Genomic DNA, 24930 nt, shown 5'->3' on the forward strand with positions numbered 1-24930 from the left:
CGCGCCAATGCTCTTTGTGAGCCAAGGTTATGCATGCACCGCATAGTTGATGCAGTGCACAAAAATCAGCCGGCAGCCGCCGTCTTCTTGACGAGGTAATCCCAAAGGGCAGCCGCCGAGCCCTTGGGCTGGGCGCCGGCTGCCGCCCTGCTCCCCGCGTTCGCAGGCGGCAGGGGCCGCGGGCGGTAGGCCCGGATTTCCATGTTGGCTTCGAGCCGATCGATCTCGGGCGGCAGCGCGCTCACCAGCTTGCGCGAGCGCACCTCCTTGCGCACCGCGCTCTGCGGCAGGAAGGCGATGCCGTGACCTTCCAGCGCCATGGCCTTCAAGCCTTCGGCCATGTCGGTTTCGTAGACCCGATCCAGGTGCATGGCCACCGGCGAATCCTTGAGCAGCTGGTCGACGATGCGGCCCAGATAGGCGCCGGGCGCATAGCCCAGATAGGGCAGCGGCTGGCCGGCACGGCCGGGCAGGCAATAGCGCGGCGCGCCCTGCGCATCCGGACGCACCCAGGGCGCCACTGCCTCCTGGCCCAGGCTCACCATCTCGTAGCGGTTGGCGTCCAGCTCGAGCGGCAGCGCGGGGTGGTGGTAGGCGATCAGCAGGTCGCAGCCACCTTCCACCAGGCGGTGCACCGCGTCATGCACGTTGAGTGCGATGAGGCGGCTCTTCATGGTGCCGAAGCCCTCTTCGCGCAATTGCGTGAGCCAGGCCGGGAAGAAGGTGAAAGCCAGCGTGTGCGGCACGGCAAACTCGATCACGTCCTGCCCGGCGGTCGAGTGGCCGCGCAGCATGGCGCGCGTGCTTTGCAGGCCTTGCAGGATCTCGATGGCCTGGGCGTACAGGGTCTGGCCGGCGGGCGTCAGGCGCGTGGGGTAGGAGCTGCGGTCCACCAGGTCCGCCCCGGCCCACACCTCCAGCGCCTGGATGCGCCGCGAGAAGGCCGGCTGGGTCACATGGCGCAGCTGCGCTGAGCGGCTGAAGCTGCGGGTCTCGGCCAGGCTGACGAAGTCTTCAAGCCACTTGGTTTCCATGGCGGCGGATTATGGCCAGGGCTCGGCTCAGCGGCCGGATGGCCTGGCCGCCTTGGCGTCGAGCTCCACCTTGAGCGTCAGCGCCGCCAGACATTCCTCGAAGATCGCCGTCTGCTCGGCAGTCAGCACGGACAGCATCGAGCGCTCCATCCGGCGCCCCAGCTTGTTGCACTGCTTCACGACTTCCGTGCCCTCCTCGGTCAGGAAGAGCTGCACCCAGCGCGCATCCTCTTCGTCGATGCGGCGCACCAGGAGCCCGCGGCGCGCCAGCGCAGTCACCAGCTTCGACACCAGGGTCTTCTCGAGATGGGCGCCGGCGGCCACCGCGCTTTGCGTGATGCCGGGCCGGTGATGCGCCTGGCGCAGGATGCGCAGCTCGCGCAGGCTGACGCCGCAAGCCTTTTCGTAGGCGTCGGACGCCATCTGCTTGGCCTGATCGCTCAGCACGTCCAGCCTGAAGGTCAGAAAGTCGATGGCCGGACGCGGCATGGATGCCCCTTCTAGATCGGCGAGACGACGCCGCGGCCGGCGAAATGGCCTTCCGCGTTGGCCAGGAAGCGGTCCACGCTGGCCTGGGTCGCTTCCGGCGACCAGCCGGCCATGTGCGGCGTGAGCAGCACGTTGTCCAGGCCGATCAGCGCCTCGGGGCGACGCGGTTCGCTTTCGTAGACATCGAGCCCGGCGCCGGCGATGCGCTTGTCGCGCAGCGCCGCGGCCAGCGCCTCGGTGTCGACCACGCTGCCGCGCGAGATATTGATGAGATAGCCATGCGGCCCCAGCGCATCCAGCACCTGTGCATCGATCACGTGGCGCGTCGCCGGGCCGCCCGGAGTGGCGCAGACCAGCACGTCGCACCAGTGGGCCAGTGCCAACAGACGGTCGAAGTAGCGGTGATCGACGGCCTCGCGCGGCTTGCGGTTGTGATAGCCCACCGGCATGTCGAAGCCATAGGCGCGCTTGGCGATCTTCTGGCCGATGGTGCCCAGGCCGAAGATGCCCAGCTTCTTGCCGGACACGTTGGGCGGCTGCGGAATCTCTTCGCGCCAGACGCCGGCGCGGCACTGGATGTCGAGCTGGCGCATGCCGCGCACGATGCCGATCAGCAGGCCGAAGGCATGGTCGGCCACGCAATCGTCGTTGGTGCCGGCGCCGTTGGCGGTGGCGATGCCGCGTGCGCGCAGCACGTCCAGCGGCAGGCCTTCGTAGCCGGCGCCCATGCAGCACACCAGCTCCAGCGCCGGCATCGCCGCGACCTCCTCGGGCGTGATGCCGATCACGCCGATGGTGAGCACGGCGCGAAAGCGTGCGCCCTGCGCCGCAACGGCGGCGGCGCGCTCCCCGTGCGTGGGTGCGTAGACGATGTCGAAATGCTGGCCGATCAGCGCCTGGTGGTCGGATGAGAGGCTGTTGAGGATGAGCAGGGCGATCTTGTCGTTCATGTTCAGAGTATCTGCGGCGCTTCGATCTTCTGCAGCGCCCACATCTGCGCATAGCGGCCCTGGCGGGCCAACAGCTCGGCATGCGTGCCGCGCTCGACGATCTCGCCGGCTTCGAGCACCAGGATCTCGTGCGCGTCCACCACGGTGGACAGGCGGTGCGCAATCACCAGCGTGGTCTTGTTGCGCGCTGCGCTCTTCAGTTCGCTCTGGATGGCGCGCTCGTTGGCCGAGTCCAGCGCCGAGGTGGCCTCGTCGAAGATCAGCACCGGCGGGTTCTTCAACAGGGTGCGGGCAATGGCCACGCGCTGCTTCTCGCCGCCCGACAGCTTGAGCCCGCGCTCGCCGACGGTGGTCTCGTAGCCCTTGGGCGTGGCCATGATGAAGTCGTGGATGCGCGCCGCCTTGGCGGCCGCCACCACCTCGTCATGCGTGGCGCCGGGGCGGCCGTAGGCGATGTTGTATTCGACCGTGTCGTTGAACAGCACCGTGTCCTGCGGCACGATACCGATCGCCTGGCGCACGCTGGACTGCGTCACTTCGCGGATGTTCTCGCCGCCGATGCGAATTTCGCCTTGCTGCACGTCATAGAAGCGGTACAAGAGGCGCGCCAGGGTCGACTTGCCCGAGCCAGACGGCCCGACCACCGCCACCGTCTTGCCGGCCGGGATCTCGAAGCTCACGTGCTTGAGGATGGGCCGCGCCGGCTCGTAGGCAAAGCTCACGTCTTCGAAGCGCACCGTGGCGTCGCCGCTGTCATGCGCGGCCAGGTTCTTGGCGCCCGCCGCGTCGGCCACCTCGCGCTCGCGCTCGAGCAGGCCGAACATCTTGTCCAGGTCGGTCAGGTTCTGCTTGATCTCGCGATAGATCACGCCCAGGAAGTTGAGCGGGATATACAGCTGGATCATGAAGGCGTTGACCATCACCAGGTCGCCCAGGGTCATGTGGCCCTCCACCACGCCCTGGGTGGCGCGCCACAGCATCGCCACCAGGCTGATCGCGATCAGGAGCTGCTGGCCGGTGTTGAGCATGGACAGCGTGGCCTGGCTCTTCACGGCCGCGCGGCGGTAGCGCTCCAGGTTCTCGTCGTAGCGCTTTGCCTCGAAGTCCTCGTTGTTGAAGTACTTGACGGTCTCGTAGTTCAGGAGCGAATCGATGGCCCGCGTCTGCGCCTTCGAGCCCAGCTCGTTCATGGTGCGCCGATAGTGAGTGCGCCACTCGGTCACCTTCACGGTGAAGAAGATGTAGAACACCAGCGCGACGCCGGTAATCACCGCAAACCAGGCGTCGAAGCGCACCGACAGGATGCTGAGCACCAGCACCAGCTCGATCAGCGTCGGCACGATGCTGTAGAGCGAGTACGAGATGAGCGAATGCACCGCCTGCGTGCCGCGCTCGATGTCGCGCGTCATGCCGCCGGTCTGGCGCTCCAGGTGAAAGCGCAGCGACAGCGCATGCAGATGGCGGAACACTTCCAGCGAGATGCGGCGCGAGGCGCCCTCGGTGGCCTTGGCGAAGATCAGCTCGCGCAGCTCGGTGAACAGCGAGGTGGAAAAGCGCAGCAAGCCGTAGGCGAGCAACAGCGCCGCCGGCACCACCAGCAGCGCACGCGGGTCGCCCGGCTTGATCGTCATGGCGTCCACCAGGTGCTTGAGCAGCACCGGCACGCCCACGTTGGCGACCTTGGCGCCCACCATGAACAAGAGCGCAAAGATCACGCGCCACTTGTAGTGCCAAAGGTAGGGAAAGAGCCGCGCCAGGGTGGCGGCATCGGAGCGCTCGCTGGCGGGCGCGCCCGCCTGGGCACCGGTGGCCGAGGCGTTGTGAGGGGATGGAAGGACTTCGCCGCTTCGACGCATGAGAGACAATCGTGAGAATTCGTTTGCTTCAGATTGTGCCCATGTCCACCATTTCCAGCGCCAAGCTGTCTCCTATCCTCAAGAGCCTGCCGGCCGACATGGAACTGGTGCTGAAGGTGATCCCGATGCCGGCCGATTGCAATGCCAACGGCGACATCTTCGGCGGCTGGGTGATGGCACAGGTCGACCTGGCCGGCTCGGTGATTCCGGCGCGCTATGCCAAGGGTCGCCAGGCGACGGTGGCGGTCAACGAATTCGTGTTCAAGCAACCGGTGCGGCTGGGCGACATCCTGTCGTTCTATTCGTCGCTGGTGCGCGTGGGCCGCACCTCGATCACGGTGAAGGTCGAGGTCTTTGCCGAGCGCTTCAAGGCCCAGGGCGAGTACATCAAGGTGACGGAGGCCACGCTGACCTACGTGGCCATCGACGAGAACGGCCGGCCGCGGGCGATCGAGCAGGACGCGGCGGCCTGACCAGCGATCAGCAGGAGGCGGTCAGCGTGCACCGGTCGCCGATGCCTTCGCGCCAGATCGAGACGCGGCAGGCGTCGATCTGCGCGGACTTCAAGGCGTTCATCACGTAGACGCACAGGTTCTCCAGGGTCGGCGCTCCCAGCTCAGGAATGTCGTCGAGAAACTGATGGTCCAGGCGCTGGCGTACCTGATCGAGGGCGGCCCGCAGCAGCCCCAGATCCATGACCATGCCGGACGCCGGGTCGCGCGCCCCGCCGACGGCGACTTCGCCGCTGTAGGTATGGCCATGAATACGCGCGCTGGACGCGGTCTCGATCTTCCGGTCCAAGGTATGCGCCGCGTCGAAAAAGAAGCGTTGGGAGAGCTCGAACTTCATCGGATGCCCGTGTACTTGTGGGTTTGCAGGCTGAGCTTCCAGGCCGGACGCGCCAGGCAGGTAGCGATGACCTCCTGGACGTTCCTGTCGCGCAGCGGCCCGTCCATGGGCTGCAGGTAGCGGTGCTCGAAATCGGCCGCCTCGAGTGCCGCCATGTCGAGTCCTTCCTGCGGCCAGACGACCTTGAGCTCCGATCCCTGGCGTTGCAGCCAGGGCGCGCCGGCCTTCGGGCTGACGCAGAGCCAATCGATGCCGGGCGGCGCGAGAACGGTGCCGTTGGTCTCCACCGCGATTTCGAAGCCGCGCTGATGCAGCTCGCCGATGAGTTCGGCATCGACTTGCAGCAGCGGCTCGCCGCCGGTCAGCACCACGAAACGGTGATCACGCGCCTCGCACGGCCAGAAGGCATCGATGGCCAGTGCCAGCTCGCGCGCCGTAGCAAACTTGCCGCCATGCGTGCCGTCGACACCGACAAAGTCGGTGTCGCAGAACTTGCAGATGGCCCGAGCCCGGTCTTCCTCGCGGCCGGTCCAGAGGTTGCAGCCGGCGAACCGGCAAAACACGGCCGGGCGGCCGGCATTCGCGCCCTCGCCCTGCAATGTGTAAAAGATCTCCTTGACGGAGTAAGTCATGACAGCGCCTCGCACATGGATGCTTTCGCGACCCACCTGTCATGCCGGCGCACAGACCGGTTCTTTTTTAAGCGCAGCTTTTGGCAGGCGCTGGCGCAAGCACGCCCTAAGACAGGTGGTATTCACAGGATGGCGGCTCGGGCCATGCTGCCCGGCCCATCCGTGGATGACGTTTCGACCGCAAGTGGCGCGTGCCATGCGCCGTTGCCGAACGTCTTGCCGCCGAAAGCGGTGTGCGGCAAGAGCTCTATTGTAGTTGCGCCCCCGCCCTGCCCAACGCCGGGGGTGGCGAAGCCCCTTTGCGCACTCAGACCTTGGAGAAATCCGGCTTGCGCTTCTCCATGAAGGCCGTGAAGGCCTCGCGCGCTGCCGGCTCGCGCAGCATGCGGCCGAAGCTCTGGCCTTCCTCGCCGATGCGCTCGACGAGCGCAGGCTGCAGCCCCTTCTTCATCAGCCGCTTGGTCTCGACCAGCGCCGACAACGGCTTGGCCGCCAGCTTGCGGGCCTGCGTCTGGGCAATGGCGTTGCATTCGGTGGGCGGCACCACGCGATTCACCAGGCCGATTTCGAGCGCCGCTTCGGCCATGAAGGGCTCGCCCAGCAGCAGCGCCTCCGCCGCGCGGTGGTAGCCGAACATCTGCGGCACCAGCATGCTGGAGCCGAACTCGGGGCACAGGCCCAGGTTCACGAAGGGCATCGAGAAGGCTGCGTTGTCGCCGGCATAGACCAGGTCGCAATGCAACAGCAAGGTGGTGCCGATGCCCACCGCCGGGCCGCAGACGGCCGCCACGATCGGCTTCGGGAACGCTGCCATGGCGCGCATGAAGCGGAACACCGGCGAGCTCTCGTTGGACGGCGGCGCGTTGAGGAAGTCGCTGATGTCGTTGCCGGCGCTGAAGATGGTGGCATCGCCCTGGATCAGCACGGTGCGCACCGCGTTGTCCGCGGCGGCCTGCTCGATGGCATCGGCCATCTGGGCGTACATCGCGGCGGTGATCGAATTCTTCTTGTCGACGCGGTTGAAGGTGATGGTGGAGACACCGGCTTCGGTGTGCACGAGGATGTCGCTCATGGTGGTCTCTTGCTACTTGGTTGAAGTGAGGGCTTCTTTGACGAAATCCAGACGGTCCTGGCCCCAGAACATCTGGTCGCCGACGAACATGGTGGGTGCGCCGAACACGCCGCGCGCCACGGCTTCCTGCGTGACCGCCTTGAGGCGGTCCTTGACGGCCTGCTCCTGCGTCAGAGCCAGGATTGTCGGCGCATCGAAGCCGGCCTGCTGCAGCACGGCACCGACCGTGGCGGGGTCGTTCATGTTGCGGCCATCGACCCAGATGGCGCGAAACACCGCCGCCACATAGTCGCCAAAACGGCCCGGCTCACGCAGCTGCAGCGCCGTGGCGCCGCGCATCAGAAGCAGCGTGTTGATCGGGAAATGCGGGTTGTGCTCGAAGGCGATGCCCAGGCGCCGGGCACAGCGCTGGAGGTCCGCCATCACATAGGGCCCCTTGGCCGGAATCTCCACCGGCGAGCGGTTGCCGGTGGCCTGGAACACGCCGCCCAGCAGCATCGGCTTCCACACCAGGGCGGCGCCGGCCTCGGCGGCGATGCGCGGCAGCTGGGTATAGGCAATGTAGGCCGCGGGGCTGCCGAAGTCGAAATAGAACTCGACGGATCTGCTCATCGACAAGTCTCCTCTTGTTTTCAGAATTTCTCGGACCACGGGCGCAGGTCCAGCTCGTGCGTCCAGGCGTCGCGCGGCTGGCGGTGCAGCATGGCGTAGGTGTCGGCGATGTGCTCGGGGTTCAGCATGCCGCCCTCGTCCTTCAGCGCATAGCGCTCGGGGAAGTTGCTGCGGATGAACTCGGTGTCGATGGCGCCGTCGACCACCACGTGCGCCACGTGAATGCCCTGCGATCCCAGCTCGCGCGCCATGCTCTGGGCCAGCGCGCGCAGCGCCATCTTGGCGCCGGAGAAGGCGGCGAAGTTGGCGCCGCCGCGCAGCGAGGCGGTGGCGCCGGTGAAGAGGATGGTGCCGCGGTGGCCGCTGGCCGCCATCGGCCGCGCCACCATGCGCTTGGCGACTTCGCGGGCATTGAGAAAACCGCCGAAGCAGGCCATCTCCCACACCTTGAAGTACTTGCGGGCGCTCTCCGTCAGGATGCTTTCGGGAACGTTGGCGCCGATGTTGAACACCAGCACCTCGATCGGCCCGACCTCGGCCTCGATCTTCTCGACTAAAGCCACCACCTCTTCTTCCTTGCGCGCGTCACTGGCGAATGCATGGGCAATGCCGCCTTCAGCCTCGATTTGCGCCACCAGCGGCAGCAACTTGTCGAGGCTGCGCCGGGTGACGCAGGTCGCGTAGCCCTCGCGCGCGAAGCGACGAGCAATGGCGCCGCCGGTGGCGTCGCCCGCACCGACGATCAGTGCAGCATTAGGCATGGAAAGCTCCCCGGCCCGAGCGCAGCGCCGGGCCGCCCCAAGCAAGCGAGCGCCCCCTCGGGGGGCAGCGAGGACACGAAGTGCCGAGCGTGGGGGTCATGTTCATTCCTTGTAGTAGACGATCTGGTTGCTGGTGGCCAGCAAGTCGCCCGCCTCGCTCCACAGGTGCGCGCTCTGGTCGAAGTAGCCGTTGTTGAAGCGCTGGCCATGGGCCTGACCCAGCAGGTAGCCACTTCCGACCTTGGCGATCTGCGCCGCGTCGGCATGGAAGTAGGTGGTGATCGACACCGTGCCGGCCGGCACCACCGTGGCGCGGCGCAGCCAGACGCGTGGGTAGAACATGTCGCTCATCGCCATCAGCGAGGTGTAGTCGAGCGGGCGCGCTTGCGCATCGCGCAGCCACAGCCGGCTTTCGCTGTGGCTGCCGCTACCGTCCCAGACGCTGGGGATGCTGCCGCTGATGGGCCGCATCTCGTACTGCGCCAACCAGGCCACGCCGTGCGGGCCGATGGACATGCGTTCCACGTCGCTCGGACGCGGCGCCTGCGGCATCGGCGCGTCGCTCGCGCCCCAGGTTTCGCGCCGTGCAGCGGTGAAGGCGGTGGCCGTCGTGTTGATGGCGCCGTTCTGCGTGATGTGCACCGTCCAGTGCTGCGTGGAGCGATTGGTGCGCACAGGCGTGGCCTGCACCTCGAACTCGCCGGCCTCCAAAGCCGCCGCGAAGTTGACGGTGAGCGCGACGGGAACGCCCAGCAGGTCGGGATGCTGCAGCACCGACTGCAGCACGATGGCCGCAGTGGCGCCGCCGAAAGGTCCGACCATGTTCCAGTAGTCGGAGCTGGTCTGGCCGCTGAACTGCCCGACCCGCAGGTCGCTGTGTTGCAGGCGCAGGGCTTGGTCGAAGGGGTGTGAGTTCATGGGCCGCAGTGTGCGTCGGGCCTTGGCCTCAGACAGTCGTGTGCGCGACGCCGCTTTGCTGCACCGCAGTGAGAGACGTCAGGCGCTGCAATTTGTCGAGCAGGGCCGGCCACAGGCTCTGGCTGAACTGCTCGCGGAAGAAGCCGAAGTGGCCGATGCGCTTGGCCTGCACGTCGGCCGGCGCGATGCGCTCCACCGCGCTGGGCGCTGCCGCGTAGAAGCTCAGCAGGCTGCGGGTGCCGGCCAGGGTCATCAGCTCGTCGTCGGTCATCGACAGGGCCAATACCGGAAAGCGCACGCGCTCGTAGCTGCGCGCGGCCAGCTCGCCCTCGGCGCCCACGCTGTAGCGCGGGTTGAGGCACCAGCGTCGCCATTGCAGCATCACACCGCGCGGCAGATCGCCCACCTTGCGCAGCTTGCGCCCCGGGAAGTAGCCCCACAGGCGCGTGGCCAGCGGCACCACGAAGAACCAGAAGTACAGGATGCTGCGCTTGAGTTGGGGCGCGTTCTCGCGCCAGTAGCCGCTGCCGGCTGCGATGCTGATCAGGCCGTCGACCTGCTCCGGCTTTTGCAGGAAGCCCGGCAATTGCGCGCCCAGGCTATGGCCCAGGAGATAGAGCGGCTGCTGCGGCAGCGCGGCCTTGGCGGCATCGATCACCGCCTCGTAGTCGCGCGCCCAGTCGAACAGGTCGGCTTCGAAGCCGCGCAGCGGCGCATCGCCCAGCGAATCGCCGCTGCCCCGGTAGTCGAAGGTCCAGACCTGCAGGCCCTGCTGGGCCAGCCAGTGGGCGAAGGGCTCGTAGAAAGATTGGCGCACGCCCATGGCACCGCCGATGACGATGCTGGCGCGTGCCTCGCCGTGGCTCTGATATCGGCGGACGGCGAGCGTCGTGCCGCCGTCCACCTGAAGTTGCTGCTGTTGCGTCTGCATGTCTGTCTCCGCGTTGTTGCTCATCACGCGCCGCAATCAGCAAGCGGCTACACGCGCTCGAAGATTCCAGCGGCGCCCTGCCCCATGCCGACGCACATGGTGACCATGCCGTACTTCAGGTTCTTGCGACGCAGCGCATGCACCACGGTGGCCGAGCGGATCGCGCCGGTGGCACCCAGCGGGTGGCCCAGGGCGATCGCGCCGCCCATCGGGTTGACCTTGGACGGGTCCAGGCCCAGCGTGTTGAGGACGGCCAGCGATTGCGCGGCAAACGCTTCGTTGAGCTCGTACCAGTCGATGTCGTCCTGCGTGAGGCCGGCGTAGCGCAGCGCGGCCGGGATCGCCTCGATCGGGCCGATGCCCATGATCGACGGCGGCACGCCCTTGCTGGCGAAGCTGACGAAGCGCGCCAGCGGCGTCAGGCCGAACTGCTTCACGGCCTTCTCACTGGCGATGATCAGCGCGCCGGCGCCGTCCGAAGTCTGCGAGCTGTTGCCGGCGGTGACCGAGCCGCGCGCGGCGAATACCGTGCGCAGCTTGGCCAAGCCTTCCAGGCTGGTGTCGGGGCGCGCGCCTTCGTCCAGCGTGACGATGCGGCTCTTGGCGATGGCTTCGCCCGTTTCCAGGTTGGCCGTGCGGTCGGTCACCTCGATCGGCGTGATCTCGTCCTTGAACTCGCCGGCCTGCTGGGCGGCAATGGCGCGCTGGTGCGACTGCAGCGCAAAGGCGTCTTGCGCCTCGCGGCTGACCTTCCACTGCTGCGCCACCTTCTCGGCCGTCAGGCCCATGCCGTAGGCGATGCCCACGTCGCCGTCGCGCTCGAAGATCGCCGGCGACAGCGAGGGCGAGTTGCCCATCATCGGCACCATGCTCATGCTTTCCACGCCGGCGGCGATCATCACCTCGGCTTCGCCGACGCGGATGCGGTCGGCCGCCATCTGCACCGCCGACAAGCCGGAGGCGCAGAAGCGGTTCACCGTGATGCCGCCGATGCTGGTGGGCAGTCCGGCCAGCACCGCGCCGATGCGCGCCACGTTCAGGCCTTGCTGGCCCTCGGGAATCGCGCAGCCGCAGATGATGTCTTCGATCGCCTTCGGGTCCAGGCCGGGTGCCTGGGCCAGGGCGGCCTTCAGCGTCGTGGCCAGCAGATCGTCCGGACGGGTGTTGCGGAAGAAGCCGCGGTGCGAACGGCCGATCGGCGTGCGGGTGGCGGCGACGATGTAGGCGTCTTGAACTTGTTTGCTCATTTGAATTTCCTCGCGTGCGGCGCTCAGTTGCGGACCGGCTTGCCGGTGCTGAGCATGCCCATGATTCGCTCTTGGGTCTTGGGGTTCAGGATCAGCGAGCAAAAGGCCTTGCGCTCCAGCGCCATCAGGTATTCCTCGGTCACCAGGGTGCCCGCGTCGACGTCGCCGCCGGTCAGCACGCCGGCGATCAGGCCGGCGATGTGGAAGTCGTGCTCGCTGATAAAGCCGCCATCGCGCATGTTGACCAATTGGCCCTTGATGGTGGCGGCGCCGCTGCGGCCGGCGACCTTGAACTTGCGCTTCATCGGCGCGCGCCAGCCGGTCTCGCTCATGGCCTTGACCTGCTGGTGGGCCACGTAGAGCAGCTCGTCCTTGTTCGGCACGATCACGTCGCTGTCCAGCAGGTAGCCGAGCTGGCGCGATTCCAGCGCGCTGGTGCCGACCTTGGCCATGGCCGCGGCCGTGAAGCCTTCGGTGAGGAAGGGCAGCAGGTCGTTGCCGGTCGAGGCTTCGGCACGCTCGGCCGCACGGCGGGCGATGTAGGTCAGGCCGCCGGCGCCGGGGATCAGGCCCACGCCCACTTCCACCAGGCCGATGTAGCTTTCCATCGCGGCCACGCGGGCCGCCGAGTGGATGGCCAGCTCGCAACCGCCACCCAGGGCCATGCCCCGAATGGCCGAGACCACCGGCACGCCGGCATAGCGGATGCGCAGCATCACGTCCTGCAGCGCCTGCTCCGCGCCTTCCACCGCGCCGATGCCGGCGACCACGAAGGCCGGCAGCATGGCTTGCAGGTCGGCGCCGACGGAGAACTTGTCGTCCGGCGACCAGATCACCAGGCCCTTGTATTCTTTTTCGGCCAGCGCCACGGCTTCGGCCAGCGCCTCGGCCACGTCGGGGCTGATGGCGTTCATCTTGGAGTGGATGCTGGCGATCAGCACTTCGCCGTCCAGCGTCCAGACGCGCACATCGCCTTCATCGCTGATGGTGGTGCCGGCTTCCTCGGCCTGCGGCGCGTTGGCGCCAAGCACGCTCTCGGGGAACAGCTGGCGCGCATGCACCGGCAGGCGGCGCAGCGGCACGAAGCGGCTTTCGGCGGCGCTCCACGAACCTTCGGGCGTGTGCACGCCACCGGCGCGGGCCACCGGGCCTTCGAACACCCAGGCGGGCAACGGGGCCTTGGACAGCGCCTTGCCGGCGTCGATGTCTTCCTGGATCCAGGTGGCGACCTGCGTCCAGCCGGCCTGCTGCCACAGCTCGAAAGGGCCTTGCTGCATGCCGAAGCCCCAGCGCATGGCAAAGTCGATGTCGCGCGCGCTCTCGGCGATTTCGCCCAAGTGCACGGCAGCGTAGTGGAAGCTGTCGCGCAAGATCGCCCAGAGGAACTGGCCTTGCGGGCCTTCGCTCTCGCGCAGGAGCTTCAGGCGCTGCGCAGCCGGCTTCTTGAGCATGCGGCCATAGACCTCGTCGGCCTTGGCGCCGCTGGGCACGTATTCGCCCTTGGCCAGGTCGAAGCGCAGGATGTCGCGACCGGCCTTCTTGAAGAAACCGGCCTTGGTCTTCTGGCCCAGGTTGCCCATCTCGATCAGCTTGGCCAGCACCGGCGGCGTGGCGAAGTTGGGATAGAAAGGGTCGGTCTTCTCGTCCAGGTTGTCCTGCAGCGTCTTGACCACGTGGGCCATGGTGTCCAGGCCCACCACGTCGGCGGTGCGGAAGGTGCCCGAGCTGGCGCGGCCCAGCTTCTTGCCCGTCAGGTCATCCACCACGTCGGGGGTCAGGCCGAACTTCTCGACCTCTTTCATGGTCGCCAGCATGCCGGCGATGCCGACACGGTTGGCGATGAAGTTGGGCGTGTCCTTGGCGCGCACCACGCCCTTGCCCAGGGCGCTGGTGACGAAGGCTTCGAGCTGGTCGAGCACGTCGGGCTGCGTGGTCGGCGTATTGATCAGCTCGACCAGGAACATGTAGCGCGGCGGGTTGAAGAAGTGGATGCCGCAAAAGCGCGGCTTCAACGCTTCAGGCAGCGCTTCGCCCAGCTTGGTGATCGACAGGCCCGAGGTGTTGGACGCCAGGATGGCGTGCTTGGCCACGTGGGGCGCGATCTTCTTGTAGAGATCGAGCTTCCAGTCCATGCGCTCGGCGATCGCCTCGATCACCAGGTCGCATTCACCCAGCTTGGCGAGGTCGTCCTCGTAGTTGGCCTGCTCGATCAGCTCGGCATCCTTCGCCACGCCCAGGGGCGAGGGTTTGAGCTTCTTCAGGTTGTCGATGGCGCGGGTAACGATGCCGTTCTTCGGGCCTTCTTTGGCCGGCAGGTCGAACAGCACGACCGGCACGCGAACATTCACGAGGTGGGCCGCAATCTGCGCGCCCATCACGCCGGCGCCGAGCACGGCGACTTTTTTCACTTGGAATCTGGACATGGTGTGTATGTGTTGCGTGGGTTACTGGGCGACGCGATTCCAGGTCTGCGTGCGCCAGAAAGGGCCGAGGTAGCCGCGCACTTCCAGCTTCGTTCCGCTTTCGATGGGCGTGAAGCTGGCGCGGTATTCCTTGCCGTTTTCCGGATCGAGGATCTTTCCGTTCTCCCAGACATCCTTGCCGTCGGCCTTCTTGCCGCCGCGGATGATGTCCAGGCCGACGATGGGCTTGCCCTTGCGTTCGTCGGTGCATTCGTCGCAGACGGGCTTGGCGTCCTTGCGCAAGGTCTTCTCGATGCGGCCTTCGAGTGCACCGCCCTTTTCGACGATGCGGATCTCGGCCTTGGCCTCGCCACTCTTGTCGTCGATGCTGCGCCAGAGTCCGACCGGGCTCATGTACGTCGCCGTTTGCGCGAAGGCGCCGCCGGCGGCCAGAAGGATTGCGATGGCGAGCGCGCGCTTCATGGGATGTCCCGGCTTCATCAAGCCAGCGCCGCGTCGGTGTCCATCAGCGGCTTGGCGCCGGCGCGGGCCGTGCGCATCAGGGTCGCGGTCTCGGGGAAGAGCTTGGCGAAGTAGAAGCGCGCGGTCTGCAGCTTGGCGACGTAGAACGGGTCGTCGTTGCCGGCGGCGATTTCGCGCAGGGCGACCTGGGCCATGCGGGCGAACAGGTAGCCGAACACGAAGTGGCCGGCCACGCGCAGGTAGTCCACCGCGGCGGCACCCACCTCGTCGGGGTTCTGGAAGCCCTTGAAGCCGATCTCGGTGGTGAACTTGGTCAGCTGGTCACCCAGCACGGCCACCGGCGTGATGAACTCGCTCATCTTCTCGTTGACGCCCTCTTCCTCGACCAGCTTGCCCACCAGCTTGCCGAACTTCTTGAGCGAAGCGCCGTTGTTGCCCAGCACCTTGCGGCCCAGCAGGTCCAGCGACTGCACGGTGTTCGTGCCTTCGTAGATCATGTTGATGCGGTTGTCGCGTACGAACTGCTCCATGCCCCATTCTTTGATGAAGCCATGGCCGCCGAACACCTGCATCGCCGCGTTGGTGGCGATGTGGCCGTTGTCGGTGATGAAGGCCTTGACGATGGGGGTCAAGAGGGCGACCAGCTCGCCCGAGTCCTTGCGCACCTTCTCGTCGGGATGGTTGTGCTCCTTGTCCAGGAGCAGCGTGCAGAAGATCTGCAGCGCGCGGCCGCCTTCGGCGTACGCCTTGGCCGTCATCAGCATCTTGCGCACGTCGGGGTGCACGATGATCGGGTCGGCTTCCTTGTCCTTGGCCTTCACGCCCGACAGCGAGCGCATCTGGATGCGGTCCTTGGCATAGGCCAGCGCGTTCTGGAAGGCCACTTCGGTCAGGCCCAGCGACTGGTTGCCCACGCCCAGGCGGGCCGCGTTCATCATCACGAACATGGCTTGCAGGCCCTTGTTGGGTTCGCCCACCATGGTGCCGATGGCGCCTTCGATCACGATCTGCGCGGTGGCGTTTCCGTGGATGCCCATCTTGTGCTCCAGGCCGGCGCAGAAGATGGGGTTGCGGTCACCCAGCGAACCGTCGGCCTTCACATGGAACTTGGGCACGGCAAACAGGCTGATGCCCTTGCTGCCCTTGGGCGCGTCCGGCAGGCGGGCCAGCACCAGGTGGATGATGTTCTCGGCCATGTCGTGCTCGCCGGCCGAGATGAAGATCTTGCTGCCGCTGATCTTGTAGCTGCCGTCGGCTTGCGGCTCCGCCTTGGTGCGCAAGAGGCCCAGGTCGGTGCCGCAGTGCGGCTCGGTCAGGCACATGGTGCCGGTCCACTCGCCGCTGGTCAGCTTGGGCAGGTAGGTTTTCTTCTGCTCGGGCGTGCCGTGTGCATGCATGGCTTCATAGGCGCCGTGCGACAGGCCGGGGTACATGGTCCAGGCCTGGTTGGCGCTGTTGAGCATTTCGTACAGGCACTGGTTCACCACGTAGGGCAGGCCCTGGCCGCCGTACTCGGGGTCGCAGGAAAGGGCCGGCCAGCCGCCTTCGACGAACTTCTCGTAAGCCTGCTTGAAGCCCTTGGGCGCCTTCACCTCGTGGGTGGTCTTGTCGAGCGTGCAACCTTCTTCGTCGCCCGAGATGTTCAGCGGGAAGGTCACTTCGGCAGCGAACTTGCCGGCCTCTTCGATCACCGCGTTGATGGTCTCCGCGTCCGTCTCGGCATGCTTGGGCATGGCCTTGAGTTCTTCGGTGACGTTGAGCATCTCATGCAGAACGAATTGCATGTCGCGAAGGGGCGGGTTATAGGCTGGCATGCTGGAGACTCCCAGTTGATAAGTTGAGTTGAGCGAACGGAAGGAAAGAAAGCGAAAAGGACTCAAGCGGGCGCAGTGCTGCGCGCGATGATGTTGGCGAAGCCCGCATTGGCGCGCTTCATCGATGCCGGGTTGCGCAGGAAGCGCGCCTCGTAGTGCAAGGCCAGGATCAGGGCGTGGATCTCGAAGGCGATCTGCTGGGCGTCGGCATCGGCGCGCAGATGGCCTTCTTCCTTGGCCTGCTCCACGGCGCGCAGCATGGCGGCCAGCCAGATGTTGACCGACTCGGCCAGCGTGTCGCGCACCGGGCCGGGCCGGTCGTCGAACTCCACGGCGCCGCTGATGTAGATGCAGCCCGAGTCGATCTCGGTGGAGGTGCGCTTCATCCAGTTGTCGAACAGCGCTCGCAGGCGCGGCAGGCCGCGTGGCGCCGTCAACGCCGGATAGAACACTTCCTGCTCGAAGCGCGCGTGATATTCGCGCACCACCGAAATCTGAAGCTCCTCGCGCGAGCCGAAATGGGCGAACACGCCCGACTTGCTCATTTGCGTGACCTCGGCGATGGCGCCGATGGACAAGCCCTCCAGGCCGATCTGCGCGGCCAGGTTCAGGGCCGCATCGATGATGACGGCCTTGGTCTGCTGGCCCTTTTGCGGAGCGCGAGACGCCTTGGCGGGAGCGATGGTGGCGGACATGGGCTGGATTGAAAATAAAACGAACGGTCGTTCTATTTTGCAGAAATTCGTGGCCGAAAGGAAGCGCAAAGACCCGCCGGGTTGCGGGTCTTTGCGAAAAATGCGCGTCCTGGCCCGGCCGGACGGTGTTCAGAACTCCTGCGACAACGGCCGCAGCACCACCTCGTTAATGTCCACATCGGCCGGCTGCTCCACCGCGTAGACCACGGCCCGGGCGACCGAGTCGGCCGGAATCTGGTTGGCGTCGTAGAAGGCTTGCACGCCGGCAGCACTCTCGGCGTCGCTGGAGCCGAACTTCAGCTCCGATTCCACCGCGCCGGGCGAGACGATGGTGACGCGCACGCCGCTGTTGCCCACCTCCACCCGCAGGCCCTCGGAGATGGCGCGCACCGCATGCTTGGTCGCGCTGTAGACGGTGCCGATGGGCGTGAACACCTTCAGGCCCGCGATGGAGGCGATGTTGACGATGTGACCGCTCCCCTGCGCCTTCATGCGCGGCAGCACCGCGGCAATGCCGTAGAGCACGCCCTTGATGTTGACGTCGATGGTGCGGTCCCACTCGTCGACCTTGAGCTTCTCGAGCGGCGACAGGGGCATCACGCCGGCGTTGTTGACCAGCACGTCGATGCGGCCGAAGGCCTGCACCGCGGCGGCGGCAAGCTTCTCGAGGTCTTCGCGCCTGGACACGTCGGTGGCGACGGCAATCGCCTGGCCGTCGGCCTCGCGGATCTCGGCGACCAGTTGGTCGAGCCGGTCGGTACGGCGCGCGGCCAGCACTACCTTGGCGCCGCGTGCGGCCAGGTGGCGGGCCGTCGATTCGCCCAGGCCGCTGCTCGCGCCGGTGACGATGGCGACCTTGCCGCGGATGTTGTCTTGAACCTGGTTCATGGTGAGCTCCTTTTGGGGGTTGCGTTGAAGGGATGGCTGCAGTGTGGAAAATCCATGCATTCCCGTAAATGAAGCTCTGTCGCCTTCAGAATTCCTGAACCAGGAACGCTTCAAGAGAAGAACGACCCCATGTCCAACCGACTCGATGCCCTGCGCGTCTTCTGTGCCGCCGCCGACGCGGTCAACTTCCGCGACGCGGCCGTGCGGCTGTCGGTGTCGCCCCAGGTCGTTACCCGCGCGGTGCGCGAACTGGAGGAGGAACTGGGCGAGCCGCTGTTCCACCGCAGCACGCGCGGGGTGCAGCTCACCGACTTCGGGCGCCAGCTCGCCAGCCGGGCGCGAGAGGCCGTCGGCGTCGTCGATGCGCTGTTCCACCGGGCGGACCGCCGATCGCTTTCTCAGCATGCGGGCACGGTCCGCGTGACGGCGCCGAACGTGTTCGGCCGGCGGCTCATTCCGCAGGCGCTCGCGCCGGTGCTGGCCTCGCATCCGGGCCTGGTGCTGGATCTGCGGCTGTCGGAAGAGCATGCCGACGTGGTCGACCAGCAGATCGACATCGGCGTGCGCGCGGGGCCGGTGCGCGACGCCCGCTTCGTGGCGCGCACCGTGGGGAAGATGGCGCTCCACGTGGTGGGCGCGTCGGCGCTGATCGAGCGCGTTGGCCAGCCCAAGGCCGTGCAAGACCTGGCCGCCCTGCCGCTCACGGCGCTGATGGACCGCAGCTCGGGCCGGCCCTGGCCGTGGTTCTTCGGCAAGGGACGCCAGTACGTGCCCAGCGCACCGGCCTTCGTCACGGACGACGTCGATGCCGAGTGCGCTGCCGTGGTGGCCGGGCTGGGCTTCGGCCAGCTGGTGGGCCCGCTGGCCGAGCCGCTGCTGCGCTCGGGCGAGCTGGTGGCGGTGCTGGCGGCCGAGGCGCCGGAGCCCTGGCCGATCCACGTCTACCGCTCGCAGCGCTCGCCGGTGCCGGCGCGCGTGCGGCTGGTGTATGACGAGCTGCTGCGCGCGCTGCGCTGAAGACGCAGCGCGCCCCCCGGCTCAGAGCTTGAAGGGCACCACTTCCTGCCGCTGCTCGCCCAGTCCCTCGATGCCCAGCGTCATCACGTCGCCCTTCTTCAGGTACAGCGGCGGCTTCATGCCAAGCCCCACGCCGGGCGGGGTGCCGGTGGTGATGACATCGCCGGGCATCAGGGTCATGAACTGGCTCAGATAGCTCACCAGCTTGGCCACGTTGAAGATCATGGTCTTGGTGTTGCCTGTCTGCATGCGCTGGCCATTCACGTCCAGCCACATGGCAAGCTTCTGCGGATTCGCAATCTCGTCGCGCGTGACCAGCCAAGGACCGATGGGGCCGAAGGTGTCGCAACCCTTGCCCTTGTCCCAGGTGCCGCCGCGCTCCAGCTGGTATTCGCGCTCGCTCACGTCGTTGATGGTGCAGTAGCCGGCCACGTAGTCGAGCGCCTCTTTCTGCGAGACGTAGCGCGCGCGCGTGCCGATCACCACGCCCAGTTCGACCTCCCAGTCGGTCTTCTTCGAGCCCTTGGGCAGCATCACCGCATCATTGGGCCCCTGCACGCAGGAGTTGGCCTTCATGAACACCACCGGCTCGGCCGGAATCGGCAGGCCCGATTCGGCCGCATGGTCCGCGTAGTTGAGGCCGATGGCGATGAACTTGCCGACATTGGCCACGGGGCAGCCATAGCGCGGCTTGCCCTTCACCAGCGGCAACTTCTCGGTCTTCAGTTTGGCGATCTTCGCCAGCGCGGCATCGCCCAGTTGCTCTGGGCCGATGTCCTTGACCACTGCGCTCAGGTCGCGCAGCAGGCCGTTGGCATCGACGAGGCCGGGCTTTTCCTTGCCGGGGTTGCCGAATCGAACCAGTTTCATGTTCTTCCTTCTTTGGAGTTAATAGGTGCTGCGTCCACCGGACAGGTCAAAGGTGGCGCCTGTGGAAAAAGCGCAATCTTCGGTGCAAAGCCAGGCCACCATGGCGGCGACCTCCTCCACCGCGCCGAAGCGCCCCATTGGGATCTTCGACAACATGTAGGCGATGTGCTGCGCCGACATCTGGTCGAAGATGGCCGTCTTCACCGCCGCCGGCGTGACGCAATTCACGCGGATGCCGGTGTCGGCCAGCTCCTTGCCCAGCGACTTGGTGAGTGCGATCACGCCGGCCTTGCTGGCACTGTAGGCGCTGGCGTTGGGATTGCCTTCCTTGCCGGCCACCGAGGCGATGTTGACGATGCGGCCCCAGCCCTGGCTGCGCATCTGCGGCACCACCTCGCGGCAGCAGATGAACAGGCCCGTGAGGTTGACATCCATCACCTGGCGCCAGGCATCCACCGGGTATTCCCAGACGGTGGTGTTGGGCCCGGTGATGCCGGCGCTGTTGACCAGCGCATCGATGCGCTTGCCGTGGCTCAGCGTGGCCGTCACCGCCTTGGCCACCGAGGGCTGCTGCGACACGTCGACCTGCTGCGCAAAGGCCTTGGCGCCCAACGACCAGGCCGCCTTGTTGGCCGCCTCGCCGTCGCGGTCCCAGAGGGTGACGCTGCCGCCCGATGCCAGCAGGCGCTTGGCAATGCCGTAGCCCAGGCCGGTGGCGCCGCCGGTGACCACCGCATGGCGACCGGCAAAGTCGAGCTGGTTCATATGGTGATGCCACCGTCGGCGGCGTAGGCCTGGCCGGTGACGAACTGCGACTCGTCGCTGGCCAGAAAGACGATGAGCGGTGCGATCTCTTCCGGCTGTGCGAGGCGCCCCATGGGCTGGCGTGCGATGAAATCCTTGCGCGCCTGCACCGGATCGGCGTTGGCGTTGATGCGCTCGCCCAGCGAGGGCGTGTCCACCGTGCCCGGGCAGACCGCGTTGCAGCGCACGCCGCGCGTCACGTAGTCGGCCGCCACGCTCTTGGTGAGGCCCAGCACCGCCGCCTTGGTGGTGCCGTAGACGCAGCGGTTGGGCAGCCCCTTGATGCTGGAACACACGCTGGCCATGTTGATGATGCTGCCGCGCCCCTGCGCCAGCATGCCGGGCAGCACCGCCTGGATGGCCCAGAACTGCGCGCGCACATTGAGGTGGAAGGCAAACTCGAGCTGTTCGTCGCTGGCCTGGTCGATGGCGCCGTTGTGCACCACGCCTGCGCAGTTGAACAGCACGTCCACCGCGGGCATGCGCGCCACCAGCGCCGCGATGGCCGCCTTGTCGAGCACGTCCAGGCGCGCGGCGGTGAGGTTGGCAACGCCCGCAAAACGATCGAGCAGCTTCTCGTTGACGTCGGTGGCCCAGACCTGCGCGCCTTCGGCCGCAAGCGCCAATGCGCTGGCGTAGCCGATGCCCTGGCCAGCCGCAGTGACGAGCGCGGTCTTTCCCTTGAGTCTCATGCTTGGGGTCTCCTTGATTTTCGAATCCGGGTTAGGCCCGATGGGTCTCGGGCCCGACGCGGCGTATTCTGAATTGGCCTGACCACTTGTCCAATTCAGGACAACCCCTAACCAGTCTCCCGCCTCATTCAGCAGCACGTGCCCATCCAGACCGTCGAACCGAAGCGCCTGTATCGCCAGATTGCCGAACAGCTGCGCGCACTGATCGTCAAGGGCGAATTCGCCGTGGGCGCGCGCTTGCCGGCCGAGCGCGACCTGTCCAAGCAGCTCGGCGTGAGCCGGCCTTCGGTGCGCGAGGCGCTGATTGCGCTGGAGGTGGAAGGCTATGTCGAGGTGCGCACCGGCTCCGGCGTGTACGTGCTGGATCGCAAGCAACGCGCCAGCGCCCCGGCGGCAACGCCAAGCAGCAGCAGCACCGAATGGGGGCCGCTCGAGCTGATCCGGGCGCGCCGCGTGGTGGAAGGCGAAACGGCCGCCATCGCTGCCCTGCAGCGCAAACGGCGGCACGTGGATGCCATGACAAGCGCCATCGAGTCGATGCGCGACATGGCCGACCGCAGCGTGATGCCGCTGGAAGGCGACCGCGCCTTTCACCTGGCCATCGTCGACGCCTGCGACAACGTCGTGCTGCTCGAGACCGTGCAGGGATTCTGGGATTCGCGCAAAGGTCCGATCTTCACCCGCCTGGGCGGCTACTTCGAAACCGTGAAGTCCTGGCGCAGCGCGATTGCCGAGCACGAGGCGATCCGCGACGCCATCGCGGCACGCGACGCCGAGGCCGCGCGCGCGGCCATGCACATCCACATGGACAAGTCGCACCAGCGCTTTTCCGCGAGCTGGCGCCGCGCCAAGCCGGGCTAGGGCCGCAACTCTCGCATTCACCTCAACCCAAGTAAAGGAGACACAGCATGAGAAAACGCCTTGCCATCAAGACCCTCGCCGCCTGCGCCCTGGCCGCTGCCGCCCTTGGCGCACTGGGCACTGCCCAGGCCCAGACCAAGCTCAAGTGGGCCCACGTGTACGAGACCTCGGAGCCCTTCCACAAGTACTCGGTGTGGGCCGCCGAAGAGATCAAGAAGCGCACCAACGGCAAGTACGAGATCCAGGTGTTTCCAGCCTCCAGCCTCGGCAAGGAAGCCGACATCAACCAGGGCCTGACCCTGGGCACGGTGGACATCATCCTCACGGGTGCGAGCTTTGCAGGCCGCAGCCATCCGCCGCTGGCCGTGTCCTACTTTCCCTTCATCTTCCGCGACGCCGAGCACCAGCTGAAGTACGCCAAGAGCGACGTCTTCAAGGAACTGGCCAAGGGCTACGACGACAAGACGGGCAACCACATCACCGCCCTGAACTACTACGGCGCGCGCCACGTCACCTCCAGCGCGGCCCGCCCGGTGGCCAAGCCGGAGGACATGAAAGGGCTGAAGATCCGCGTGCCCGATGCGCCGGCCTACCTGGCCTTCCCCAAGTCGTTGGGCGCCAATGCCACGCCGATCGCCTTTGCCGAGGTGTACCTGGCGCTGCAGAACAACACGGTCGATGCGCAGGAGAACCCGCTGCCCACCATCGAGGCCAAGAAGTTCTACGAGGTGCAGAAGAACATCTCGCTCACGGGCCACATCGTCGACTCGCTCCTGACCATCGTGTCGGGCCAGCTGTGGGCCAAGCTGTCGGCGGAGGAGAAAAAAATCTTCACCGACGTGATGCAGGAAGCCGCCGAGAAGACCGGCCGCGAAATCATCGCCTCTGAGGTCCGGCTGGTCGAGGAATTCAAGACCAAGGGCAACAACGTCATCACGGTCGACAAGAACGCCTTCCGCGAGGCGGTGCTGAAGAACACCAAGCCGACGGACCACGGCTACCGCCAGCAGGACTACGACCGCATTACAGCCATCAAGTAAGCCCCCACCCTGGCCCTCCCCCGGCGGGGGAGGGAAACAAGACCATGACTGACGAAAAAATCATTGACGACGAAGGCCACTTCCACGCCCACGACGAAGCGGTCGACCTGAAGGGAACCATTGCCGAGGGCTGGATTGCGCTGGCGATCTTCTGGGCCCTGGGGCTCACGGTCTTCTACCAGTTCGTCACCCGCTACGTGATGAACGACTCGGCCGCCTGGACCGAGGAGGTGGCGCGCTATCAATTGATCGGCGTGGTGTTCATTGGCGCGGCCATCGGGGTGGCCAAGAACAACCAGATCCAGGTCGACTTCTTCTACCGCCACATGCCGCCGGCCCTGGGGCGCTGGATGTCGCGCGGCGTCGATGTGCTGCGCATCCTCTTTTTCGTGGCTGCCGTGGTGATGACCGTCCAGATGATGGCCAAGATCGGCAACAACTCGCGCATGACCATCGTCGATGCGCCAATGAATCTCGTCTACGGCCTGTGCCTGTTCGGTTTTGCCGCCATGACCTGGCGCTCGATCCAGGTGGCGCGCGTGCACTGGCGGCGCGGCTACAGCGTGCTCGAGCGCCCCGAGTCTTCCCTGGCCGACCACTGAACGATTGCGCTCCAAATGCTGAAGATCTTCTTTCTCGTTTTCATGATGGGCGGCATCCCGGTCGCCATCGCGATGGCCGGCGCCTCGCTGGCCTACATCCTGAGTTCCGGCAACCTGCCGCCCTTCGTGGTGATCCACCGCATGGTGGGCGGCATCGACAGCTTTCCGCTGCTGGCGGTGCCCTTCTTCATTCTGGCCGGCAACCTGATGAACAACGCCGGCATCACCACCCGCATCTACAACTTCGCGCTGTCGCTGGTGGGCTGGATGAAGGGGGGCCTGGGCCACGTCAACGTGCTGGGCTCGGTGATCTTCGCCGGCATGAGCGGCACCGCCATCGCCGACGCCGCCGGCCTGGGCACCATCGAAATCAAGGCCATGAAGGAGCATGGCTACTCGGCCGAGTTCGCGGTGGGCGTGACGGCGGCATCCGCCACGCTCGGGCCGATCATTCCGCCCAGCCTGCCCTTCGTGATCTACGGGATGATGGCCAACGTGTCCATCGGCGCGCTCTTCCTGGCGGGCGTCCTGCCGGGGGCGATGCTGGCGCTCTTGATGATGATCACGGTGGCCTACTTCGCGCACAAGAACAAGTGGGGCGCCGACTTCAAGTTCTCCAGTTCGCGCCTGGCCAAGGCGCTGGCCGAACTGGGCGTGGTGATCGTCTGGCCTCTGCTCTTGTGGGTGGTGGTCGCGCGCTTCGGCGCGCCGGCCCAGCTGTCGGTCTTCGCCGGCCTCGCCCTGCTGTTCGTGATCGACCGCATCTTCAAGTTCGAGGCGCTGCTGCCCATCATGACCCCAGTGCTGCTGATCGGCGGCATGACCACCGGCCTGTTCACGCCCACTGAAGGCGCCATCGCCGCCTGCGTGTGGGCCATGATCCTGGGCTTCGCCTGGTACGGCACCTTGAGCTGGAAGATGTTCGTCAAGGTCTGCCTGGACACCATCGAGACCACCTCCACCGTGCTCTTCATCGTGGCCGCGGCGTCCATCTTCGGCTGGATGCTGACGGCCACCGGCGTCACCACCGACATCGCCAACTGGGTGCTGGGCTTCACCCAAAGCGCCTGGGTCTTCCTGCTGCTGGCCAACCTCTTGATGCTCTTCGTCGGCTGCTTCCTGGAGCCAACCGCCGCCATCACGATCCTGGTGCCGATCCTGCTGCCCATCGCCACCCAACTGGGCGTGGACCCGGTGCACTTCGGCCTGGTGATGGTGCTGAACCTGATGATCGGCCTCTTGCACCCGCCGATGGGCCTGGTTCTGTTCGTGCTGGCCCGCGTGGCCAACCTGAGCTTCGAGCGCACCACCATGGCCATCCTGCCCTGGCTGGTACCTCTGCTGCTGAGCCTGGCCGTCATCACCTACGTGCCTTCGATCGTGCTGTGGCTGCCCAAGATGTTCTTCTAGA

Annotated in this window: 26 protein-coding genes; 6 read left to right on the forward strand and 20 right to left on the reverse strand. The window is 66.4% G+C overall.

Translation table 11 applies throughout. The annotated features are described in order from the left end of the window. Positions 1–65: 65 nt before the first annotated feature. From ACIPRI_RS24895 to ACIPRI_RS24910, 4 genes are read right to left on the reverse strand one after another with little or no spacing between them, the layout of a single operon-like run. The gene (locus ACIPRI_RS24895; RefSeq protein WP_446624188.1) at positions 66–1034 is read right to left on the reverse strand and encodes a LysR substrate-binding domain-containing protein; all 969 of its coding nucleotides are present in this window, start codon (positions 1032–1034) and stop codon (positions 66–68) included. A gap of 27 nt (positions 1035–1061) precedes the next feature. After that, positions 1062–1523, reverse strand: a complete 462-nt coding sequence (locus ACIPRI_RS24900) for a MarR family winged helix-turn-helix transcriptional regulator (protein WP_446624189.1) — start codon at positions 1521–1523, stop codon at positions 1062–1064. A gap of 11 nt (positions 1524–1534) precedes the next feature. Next, the gene (locus tag ACIPRI_RS24905) at positions 1535–2473 is read right to left on the reverse strand and encodes a 2-hydroxyacid dehydrogenase (RefSeq protein WP_446624190.1); all 939 of its coding nucleotides are present in this window, start codon (positions 2471–2473) and stop codon (positions 1535–1537) included. A 2-nt stretch (positions 2474–2475) separates the two neighbouring features. Beyond that, complete coding sequence (locus tag ACIPRI_RS24910) at positions 2476–4329, reverse strand: ABCB family ABC transporter ATP-binding protein/permease (protein WP_446624191.1); 1854 nt, start codon at positions 4327–4329, stop codon at positions 2476–2478. A 41-nt stretch (positions 4330–4370) separates the two neighbouring features. On the opposite strand from ACIPRI_RS24910, the gene ACIPRI_RS24915 reads away from it, so the two are divergent. Then, a complete protein-coding gene (locus ACIPRI_RS24915) occupies positions 4371–4802 on the forward strand; it encodes an acyl-CoA thioesterase (RefSeq protein ID WP_446624192.1) in 432 nt (143 codons plus the stop codon). A gap of 7 nt (positions 4803–4809) precedes the next feature. On the opposite strand, the gene ACIPRI_RS24920 is transcribed toward ACIPRI_RS24915, so the two are convergent. From ACIPRI_RS24920 to ACIPRI_RS24980, 13 genes are all read right to left on the reverse strand, one after another. Further along, positions 4810–5178, reverse strand: a complete 369-nt coding sequence (locus tag ACIPRI_RS24920; protein WP_446624193.1) for a 6-pyruvoyl trahydropterin synthase family protein — start codon at positions 5176–5178, stop codon at positions 4810–4812. Then, a complete protein-coding gene (gene queE / locus ACIPRI_RS24925) occupies positions 5175–5810 on the reverse strand; it encodes a 7-carboxy-7-deazaguanine synthase (RefSeq protein ID WP_446624194.1) in 636 nt (211 codons plus the stop codon). Before queE ends, ACIPRI_RS24920 begins: the two co-directional genes overlap by 4 nt. Before the next feature lie 307 nt (positions 5811–6117). Continuing rightward, the gene (locus ACIPRI_RS24930; RefSeq protein WP_446624195.1) at positions 6118–6882 is read right to left on the reverse strand and encodes an enoyl-CoA hydratase; all 765 of its coding nucleotides are present in this window, start codon (positions 6880–6882) and stop codon (positions 6118–6120) included. Between the two features lie 12 nt (positions 6883–6894). After that, a complete protein-coding gene (locus ACIPRI_RS24935; RefSeq protein ID WP_446624196.1) occupies positions 6895–7494 on the reverse strand; it encodes a DsbA family protein in 600 nt (199 codons plus the stop codon). Between the two features lie 20 nt (positions 7495–7514). After that, complete coding sequence (locus ACIPRI_RS24940; RefSeq protein ID WP_446624197.1) at positions 7515–8255, reverse strand: SDR family oxidoreductase; 741 nt, start codon at positions 8253–8255, stop codon at positions 7515–7517. Between the two features lie 102 nt (positions 8256–8357). After that, entirely contained in the window at positions 8358–9173 is an 816-nt protein-coding gene (locus ACIPRI_RS24945) for an acyl-CoA thioesterase (RefSeq protein WP_446624198.1), read from the reverse strand. Positions 9174–9201: 28 nt separating this feature from the next. Then, on the reverse strand, positions 9202–10104 hold the full coding sequence (locus ACIPRI_RS24950) for an alpha/beta hydrolase family protein (RefSeq protein ID WP_446624199.1): 903 nt from the start codon (positions 10102–10104) through the stop codon (positions 9202–9204). A 47-nt stretch (positions 10105–10151) separates the two neighbouring features. Then, positions 10152–11351 carry an acetyl-CoA C-acyltransferase gene (locus ACIPRI_RS24955; RefSeq protein WP_446624200.1) on the reverse strand — a complete coding sequence of 400 codons (1200 nt, stop codon included), beginning with the start codon at positions 11349–11351 and terminating at the stop codon, positions 10152–10154. A gap of 23 nt (positions 11352–11374) precedes the next feature. Then, positions 11375–13774 carry a 3-hydroxyacyl-CoA dehydrogenase/enoyl-CoA hydratase family protein gene (locus ACIPRI_RS24960; RefSeq protein ID WP_446624201.1) on the reverse strand — a complete coding sequence of 800 codons (2400 nt, stop codon included), beginning with the start codon at positions 13772–13774 and terminating at the stop codon, positions 11375–11377. A 21-nt stretch (positions 13775–13795) separates the two neighbouring features. Next, positions 13796–14236, reverse strand: coding sequence for a DUF2147 domain-containing protein (locus ACIPRI_RS24965; protein ID WP_446624202.1), 441 nt, complete (start codon positions 14234–14236; stop codon positions 13796–13798). A gap of 17 nt (positions 14237–14253) precedes the next feature. Beyond that, a complete protein-coding gene (locus tag ACIPRI_RS24970; RefSeq protein ID WP_446624203.1) occupies positions 14254–16050 on the reverse strand; it encodes an acyl-CoA dehydrogenase C-terminal domain-containing protein in 1797 nt (598 codons plus the stop codon). A 62-nt stretch (positions 16051–16112) separates the two neighbouring features. Then, the gene (locus ACIPRI_RS24975) at positions 16113–16745 is read right to left on the reverse strand and encodes a TetR/AcrR family transcriptional regulator (protein WP_446624204.1); all 633 of its coding nucleotides are present in this window, start codon (positions 16743–16745) and stop codon (positions 16113–16115) included. Between the two features lie 129 nt (positions 16746–16874). Beyond that, a complete protein-coding gene (locus tag ACIPRI_RS24980; RefSeq protein WP_446624205.1) occupies positions 16875–17633 on the reverse strand; it encodes an SDR family oxidoreductase in 759 nt (252 codons plus the stop codon). A 129-nt stretch (positions 17634–17762) separates the two neighbouring features. Here ACIPRI_RS24980 and ACIPRI_RS24985 point away from each other — a divergent pair, with 129 nt between their 5' ends. After that, positions 17763–18650, forward strand: coding sequence for a LysR family transcriptional regulator (locus ACIPRI_RS24985; RefSeq protein WP_446624206.1), 888 nt, complete (start codon positions 17763–17765; stop codon positions 18648–18650). Positions 18651–18671: 21 nt separating this feature from the next. Here the strand turns inward: ACIPRI_RS24985 and ACIPRI_RS24990 are convergent, their stop codons facing one another. Genes ACIPRI_RS24990 through ACIPRI_RS25000 form a run of 3 tightly spaced genes read right to left on the reverse strand, consistent with a single transcriptional unit; the run spans position 18672 to position 21016 of the window. Beyond that, on the reverse strand, positions 18672–19520 hold the full coding sequence (locus ACIPRI_RS24990; RefSeq protein ID WP_446624207.1) for a fumarylacetoacetate hydrolase family protein: 849 nt from the start codon (positions 19518–19520) through the stop codon (positions 18672–18674). 18 nt (positions 19521–19538) lie between these two features. Beyond that, positions 19539–20285: an SDR family NAD(P)-dependent oxidoreductase gene (locus ACIPRI_RS24995; protein ID WP_446624208.1), complete on the reverse strand. Its 747-nt coding sequence runs from the start codon at positions 20283–20285 to the stop codon at positions 19539–19541. Beyond that, positions 20282–21016 carry an SDR family oxidoreductase gene (locus ACIPRI_RS25000; RefSeq protein ID WP_446624209.1) on the reverse strand — a complete coding sequence of 245 codons (735 nt, stop codon included), beginning with the start codon at positions 21014–21016 and terminating at the stop codon, positions 20282–20284. Before ACIPRI_RS25000 ends, ACIPRI_RS24995 begins: the two co-directional genes overlap by 4 nt. Before the next feature lie 138 nt (positions 21017–21154). Between ACIPRI_RS25000 and ACIPRI_RS25005 the strand changes: the two genes are divergently transcribed. Genes ACIPRI_RS25005 through ACIPRI_RS25020 form a run of 4 tightly spaced genes read left to right on the forward strand, consistent with a single transcriptional unit; the run spans position 21155 to position 24929 of the window. Then, complete coding sequence (locus ACIPRI_RS25005; RefSeq protein WP_446624210.1) at positions 21155–21877, forward strand: FadR/GntR family transcriptional regulator; 723 nt, start codon at positions 21155–21157, stop codon at positions 21875–21877. Between the two features lie 47 nt (positions 21878–21924). Next, positions 21925–22917, forward strand: coding sequence for a sialic acid TRAP transporter substrate-binding protein SiaP (locus ACIPRI_RS25010; RefSeq protein ID WP_446624211.1), 993 nt, complete (start codon positions 21925–21927; stop codon positions 22915–22917). A 44-nt stretch (positions 22918–22961) separates the two neighbouring features. After that, positions 22962–23519: a TRAP transporter small permease gene (locus ACIPRI_RS25015; RefSeq protein ID WP_446624212.1), complete on the forward strand. Its 558-nt coding sequence runs from the start codon at positions 22962–22964 to the stop codon at positions 23517–23519. A gap of 15 nt (positions 23520–23534) precedes the next feature. After that, positions 23535–24929: a TRAP transporter large permease gene (locus ACIPRI_RS25020; RefSeq protein WP_446624213.1), complete on the forward strand. Its 1395-nt coding sequence runs from the start codon at positions 23535–23537 to the stop codon at positions 24927–24929. Position 24930: the final 1 nt, after the last annotated feature.

The sequence above is a fragment of the Variovorax sp. LARHSF232 genome, assembly GCF_052871435.1.

Excerpts from the sequence above, each read along its gene's own strand:
- ACIPRI_RS24895 (WP_446624188.1), bottom strand. The coding sequence starts at position 1,034 with ATGGAAACCAAGTGGCTTGAAGACTTCGTCAGCCTGGCCGAGACCCGC.
- ACIPRI_RS24900 (WP_446624189.1), bottom strand. The coding sequence starts at position 1,523 with ATGCCGCGTCCGGCCATCGACTTTCTGACCTTCAGGCTGGACGTGCTG.
- ACIPRI_RS24905 (WP_446624190.1), bottom strand. The coding sequence starts at position 2,473 with ATGAACGACAAGATCGCCCTGCTCATCCTCAACAGCCTCTCATCCGAC.
- ACIPRI_RS24910 (WP_446624191.1), bottom strand. The coding sequence starts at position 4,329 with ATGCGTCGAAGCGGCGAAGTCCTTCCATCCCCTCACAACGCCTCGGCC.
- ACIPRI_RS24915 (WP_446624192.1), top strand. The coding sequence starts at position 4,371 with ATGTCCACCATTTCCAGCGCCAAGCTGTCTCCTATCCTCAAGAGCCTG.
- ACIPRI_RS24920 (WP_446624193.1), bottom strand. The coding sequence starts at position 5,178 with ATGAAGTTCGAGCTCTCCCAACGCTTCTTTTTCGACGCGGCGCATACC.
- queE (WP_446624194.1), bottom strand. The coding sequence starts at position 5,810 with ATGACTTACTCCGTCAAGGAGATCTTTTACACATTGCAGGGCGAGGGC.
- ACIPRI_RS24930 (WP_446624195.1), bottom strand. The coding sequence starts at position 6,882 with ATGAGCGACATCCTCGTGCACACCGAAGCCGGTGTCTCCACCATCACC.
- ACIPRI_RS24935 (WP_446624196.1), bottom strand. The coding sequence starts at position 7,494 with ATGAGCAGATCCGTCGAGTTCTATTTCGACTTCGGCAGCCCCGCGGCC.
- ACIPRI_RS24940 (WP_446624197.1), bottom strand. The coding sequence starts at position 8,255 with ATGCCTAATGCTGCACTGATCGTCGGTGCGGGCGACGCCACCGGCGGC.
- ACIPRI_RS24945 (WP_446624198.1), bottom strand. The coding sequence starts at position 9,173 with ATGAACTCACACCCCTTCGACCAAGCCCTGCGCCTGCAACACAGCGAC.
- ACIPRI_RS24950 (WP_446624199.1), bottom strand. The coding sequence starts at position 10,104 with ATGCAGACGCAACAGCAGCAACTTCAGGTGGACGGCGGCACGACGCTC.
- ACIPRI_RS24955 (WP_446624200.1), bottom strand. The coding sequence starts at position 11,351 with ATGAGCAAACAAGTTCAAGACGCCTACATCGTCGCCGCCACCCGCACG.
- ACIPRI_RS24960 (WP_446624201.1), bottom strand. The coding sequence starts at position 13,774 with ATGTCCAGATTCCAAGTGAAAAAAGTCGCCGTGCTCGGCGCCGGCGTG.
- ACIPRI_RS24965 (WP_446624202.1), bottom strand. The coding sequence starts at position 14,236 with ATGAAGCGCGCGCTCGCCATCGCAATCCTTCTGGCCGCCGGCGGCGCC.
- ACIPRI_RS24970 (WP_446624203.1), bottom strand. The coding sequence starts at position 16,050 with ATGCCAGCCTATAACCCGCCCCTTCGCGACATGCAATTCGTTCTGCAT.
- ACIPRI_RS24975 (WP_446624204.1), bottom strand. The coding sequence starts at position 16,745 with ATGTCCGCCACCATCGCTCCCGCCAAGGCGTCTCGCGCTCCGCAAAAG.
- ACIPRI_RS24980 (WP_446624205.1), bottom strand. The coding sequence starts at position 17,633 with ATGAACCAGGTTCAAGACAACATCCGCGGCAAGGTCGCCATCGTCACC.
- ACIPRI_RS24985 (WP_446624206.1), top strand. The coding sequence starts at position 17,763 with ATGTCCAACCGACTCGATGCCCTGCGCGTCTTCTGTGCCGCCGCCGAC.
- ACIPRI_RS24990 (WP_446624207.1), bottom strand. The coding sequence starts at position 19,520 with ATGAAACTGGTTCGATTCGGCAACCCCGGCAAGGAAAAGCCCGGCCTC.
- ACIPRI_RS24995 (WP_446624208.1), bottom strand. The coding sequence starts at position 20,285 with ATGAACCAGCTCGACTTTGCCGGTCGCCATGCGGTGGTCACCGGCGGC.
- ACIPRI_RS25000 (WP_446624209.1), bottom strand. The coding sequence starts at position 21,016 with ATGAGACTCAAGGGAAAGACCGCGCTCGTCACTGCGGCTGGCCAGGGC.
- ACIPRI_RS25010 (WP_446624211.1), top strand. The coding sequence starts at position 21,925 with ATGAGAAAACGCCTTGCCATCAAGACCCTCGCCGCCTGCGCCCTGGCC.
- ACIPRI_RS25015 (WP_446624212.1), top strand. The coding sequence starts at position 22,962 with ATGACTGACGAAAAAATCATTGACGACGAAGGCCACTTCCACGCCCAC.
- ACIPRI_RS25020 (WP_446624213.1), top strand. The coding sequence starts at position 23,535 with ATGCTGAAGATCTTCTTTCTCGTTTTCATGATGGGCGGCATCCCGGTC.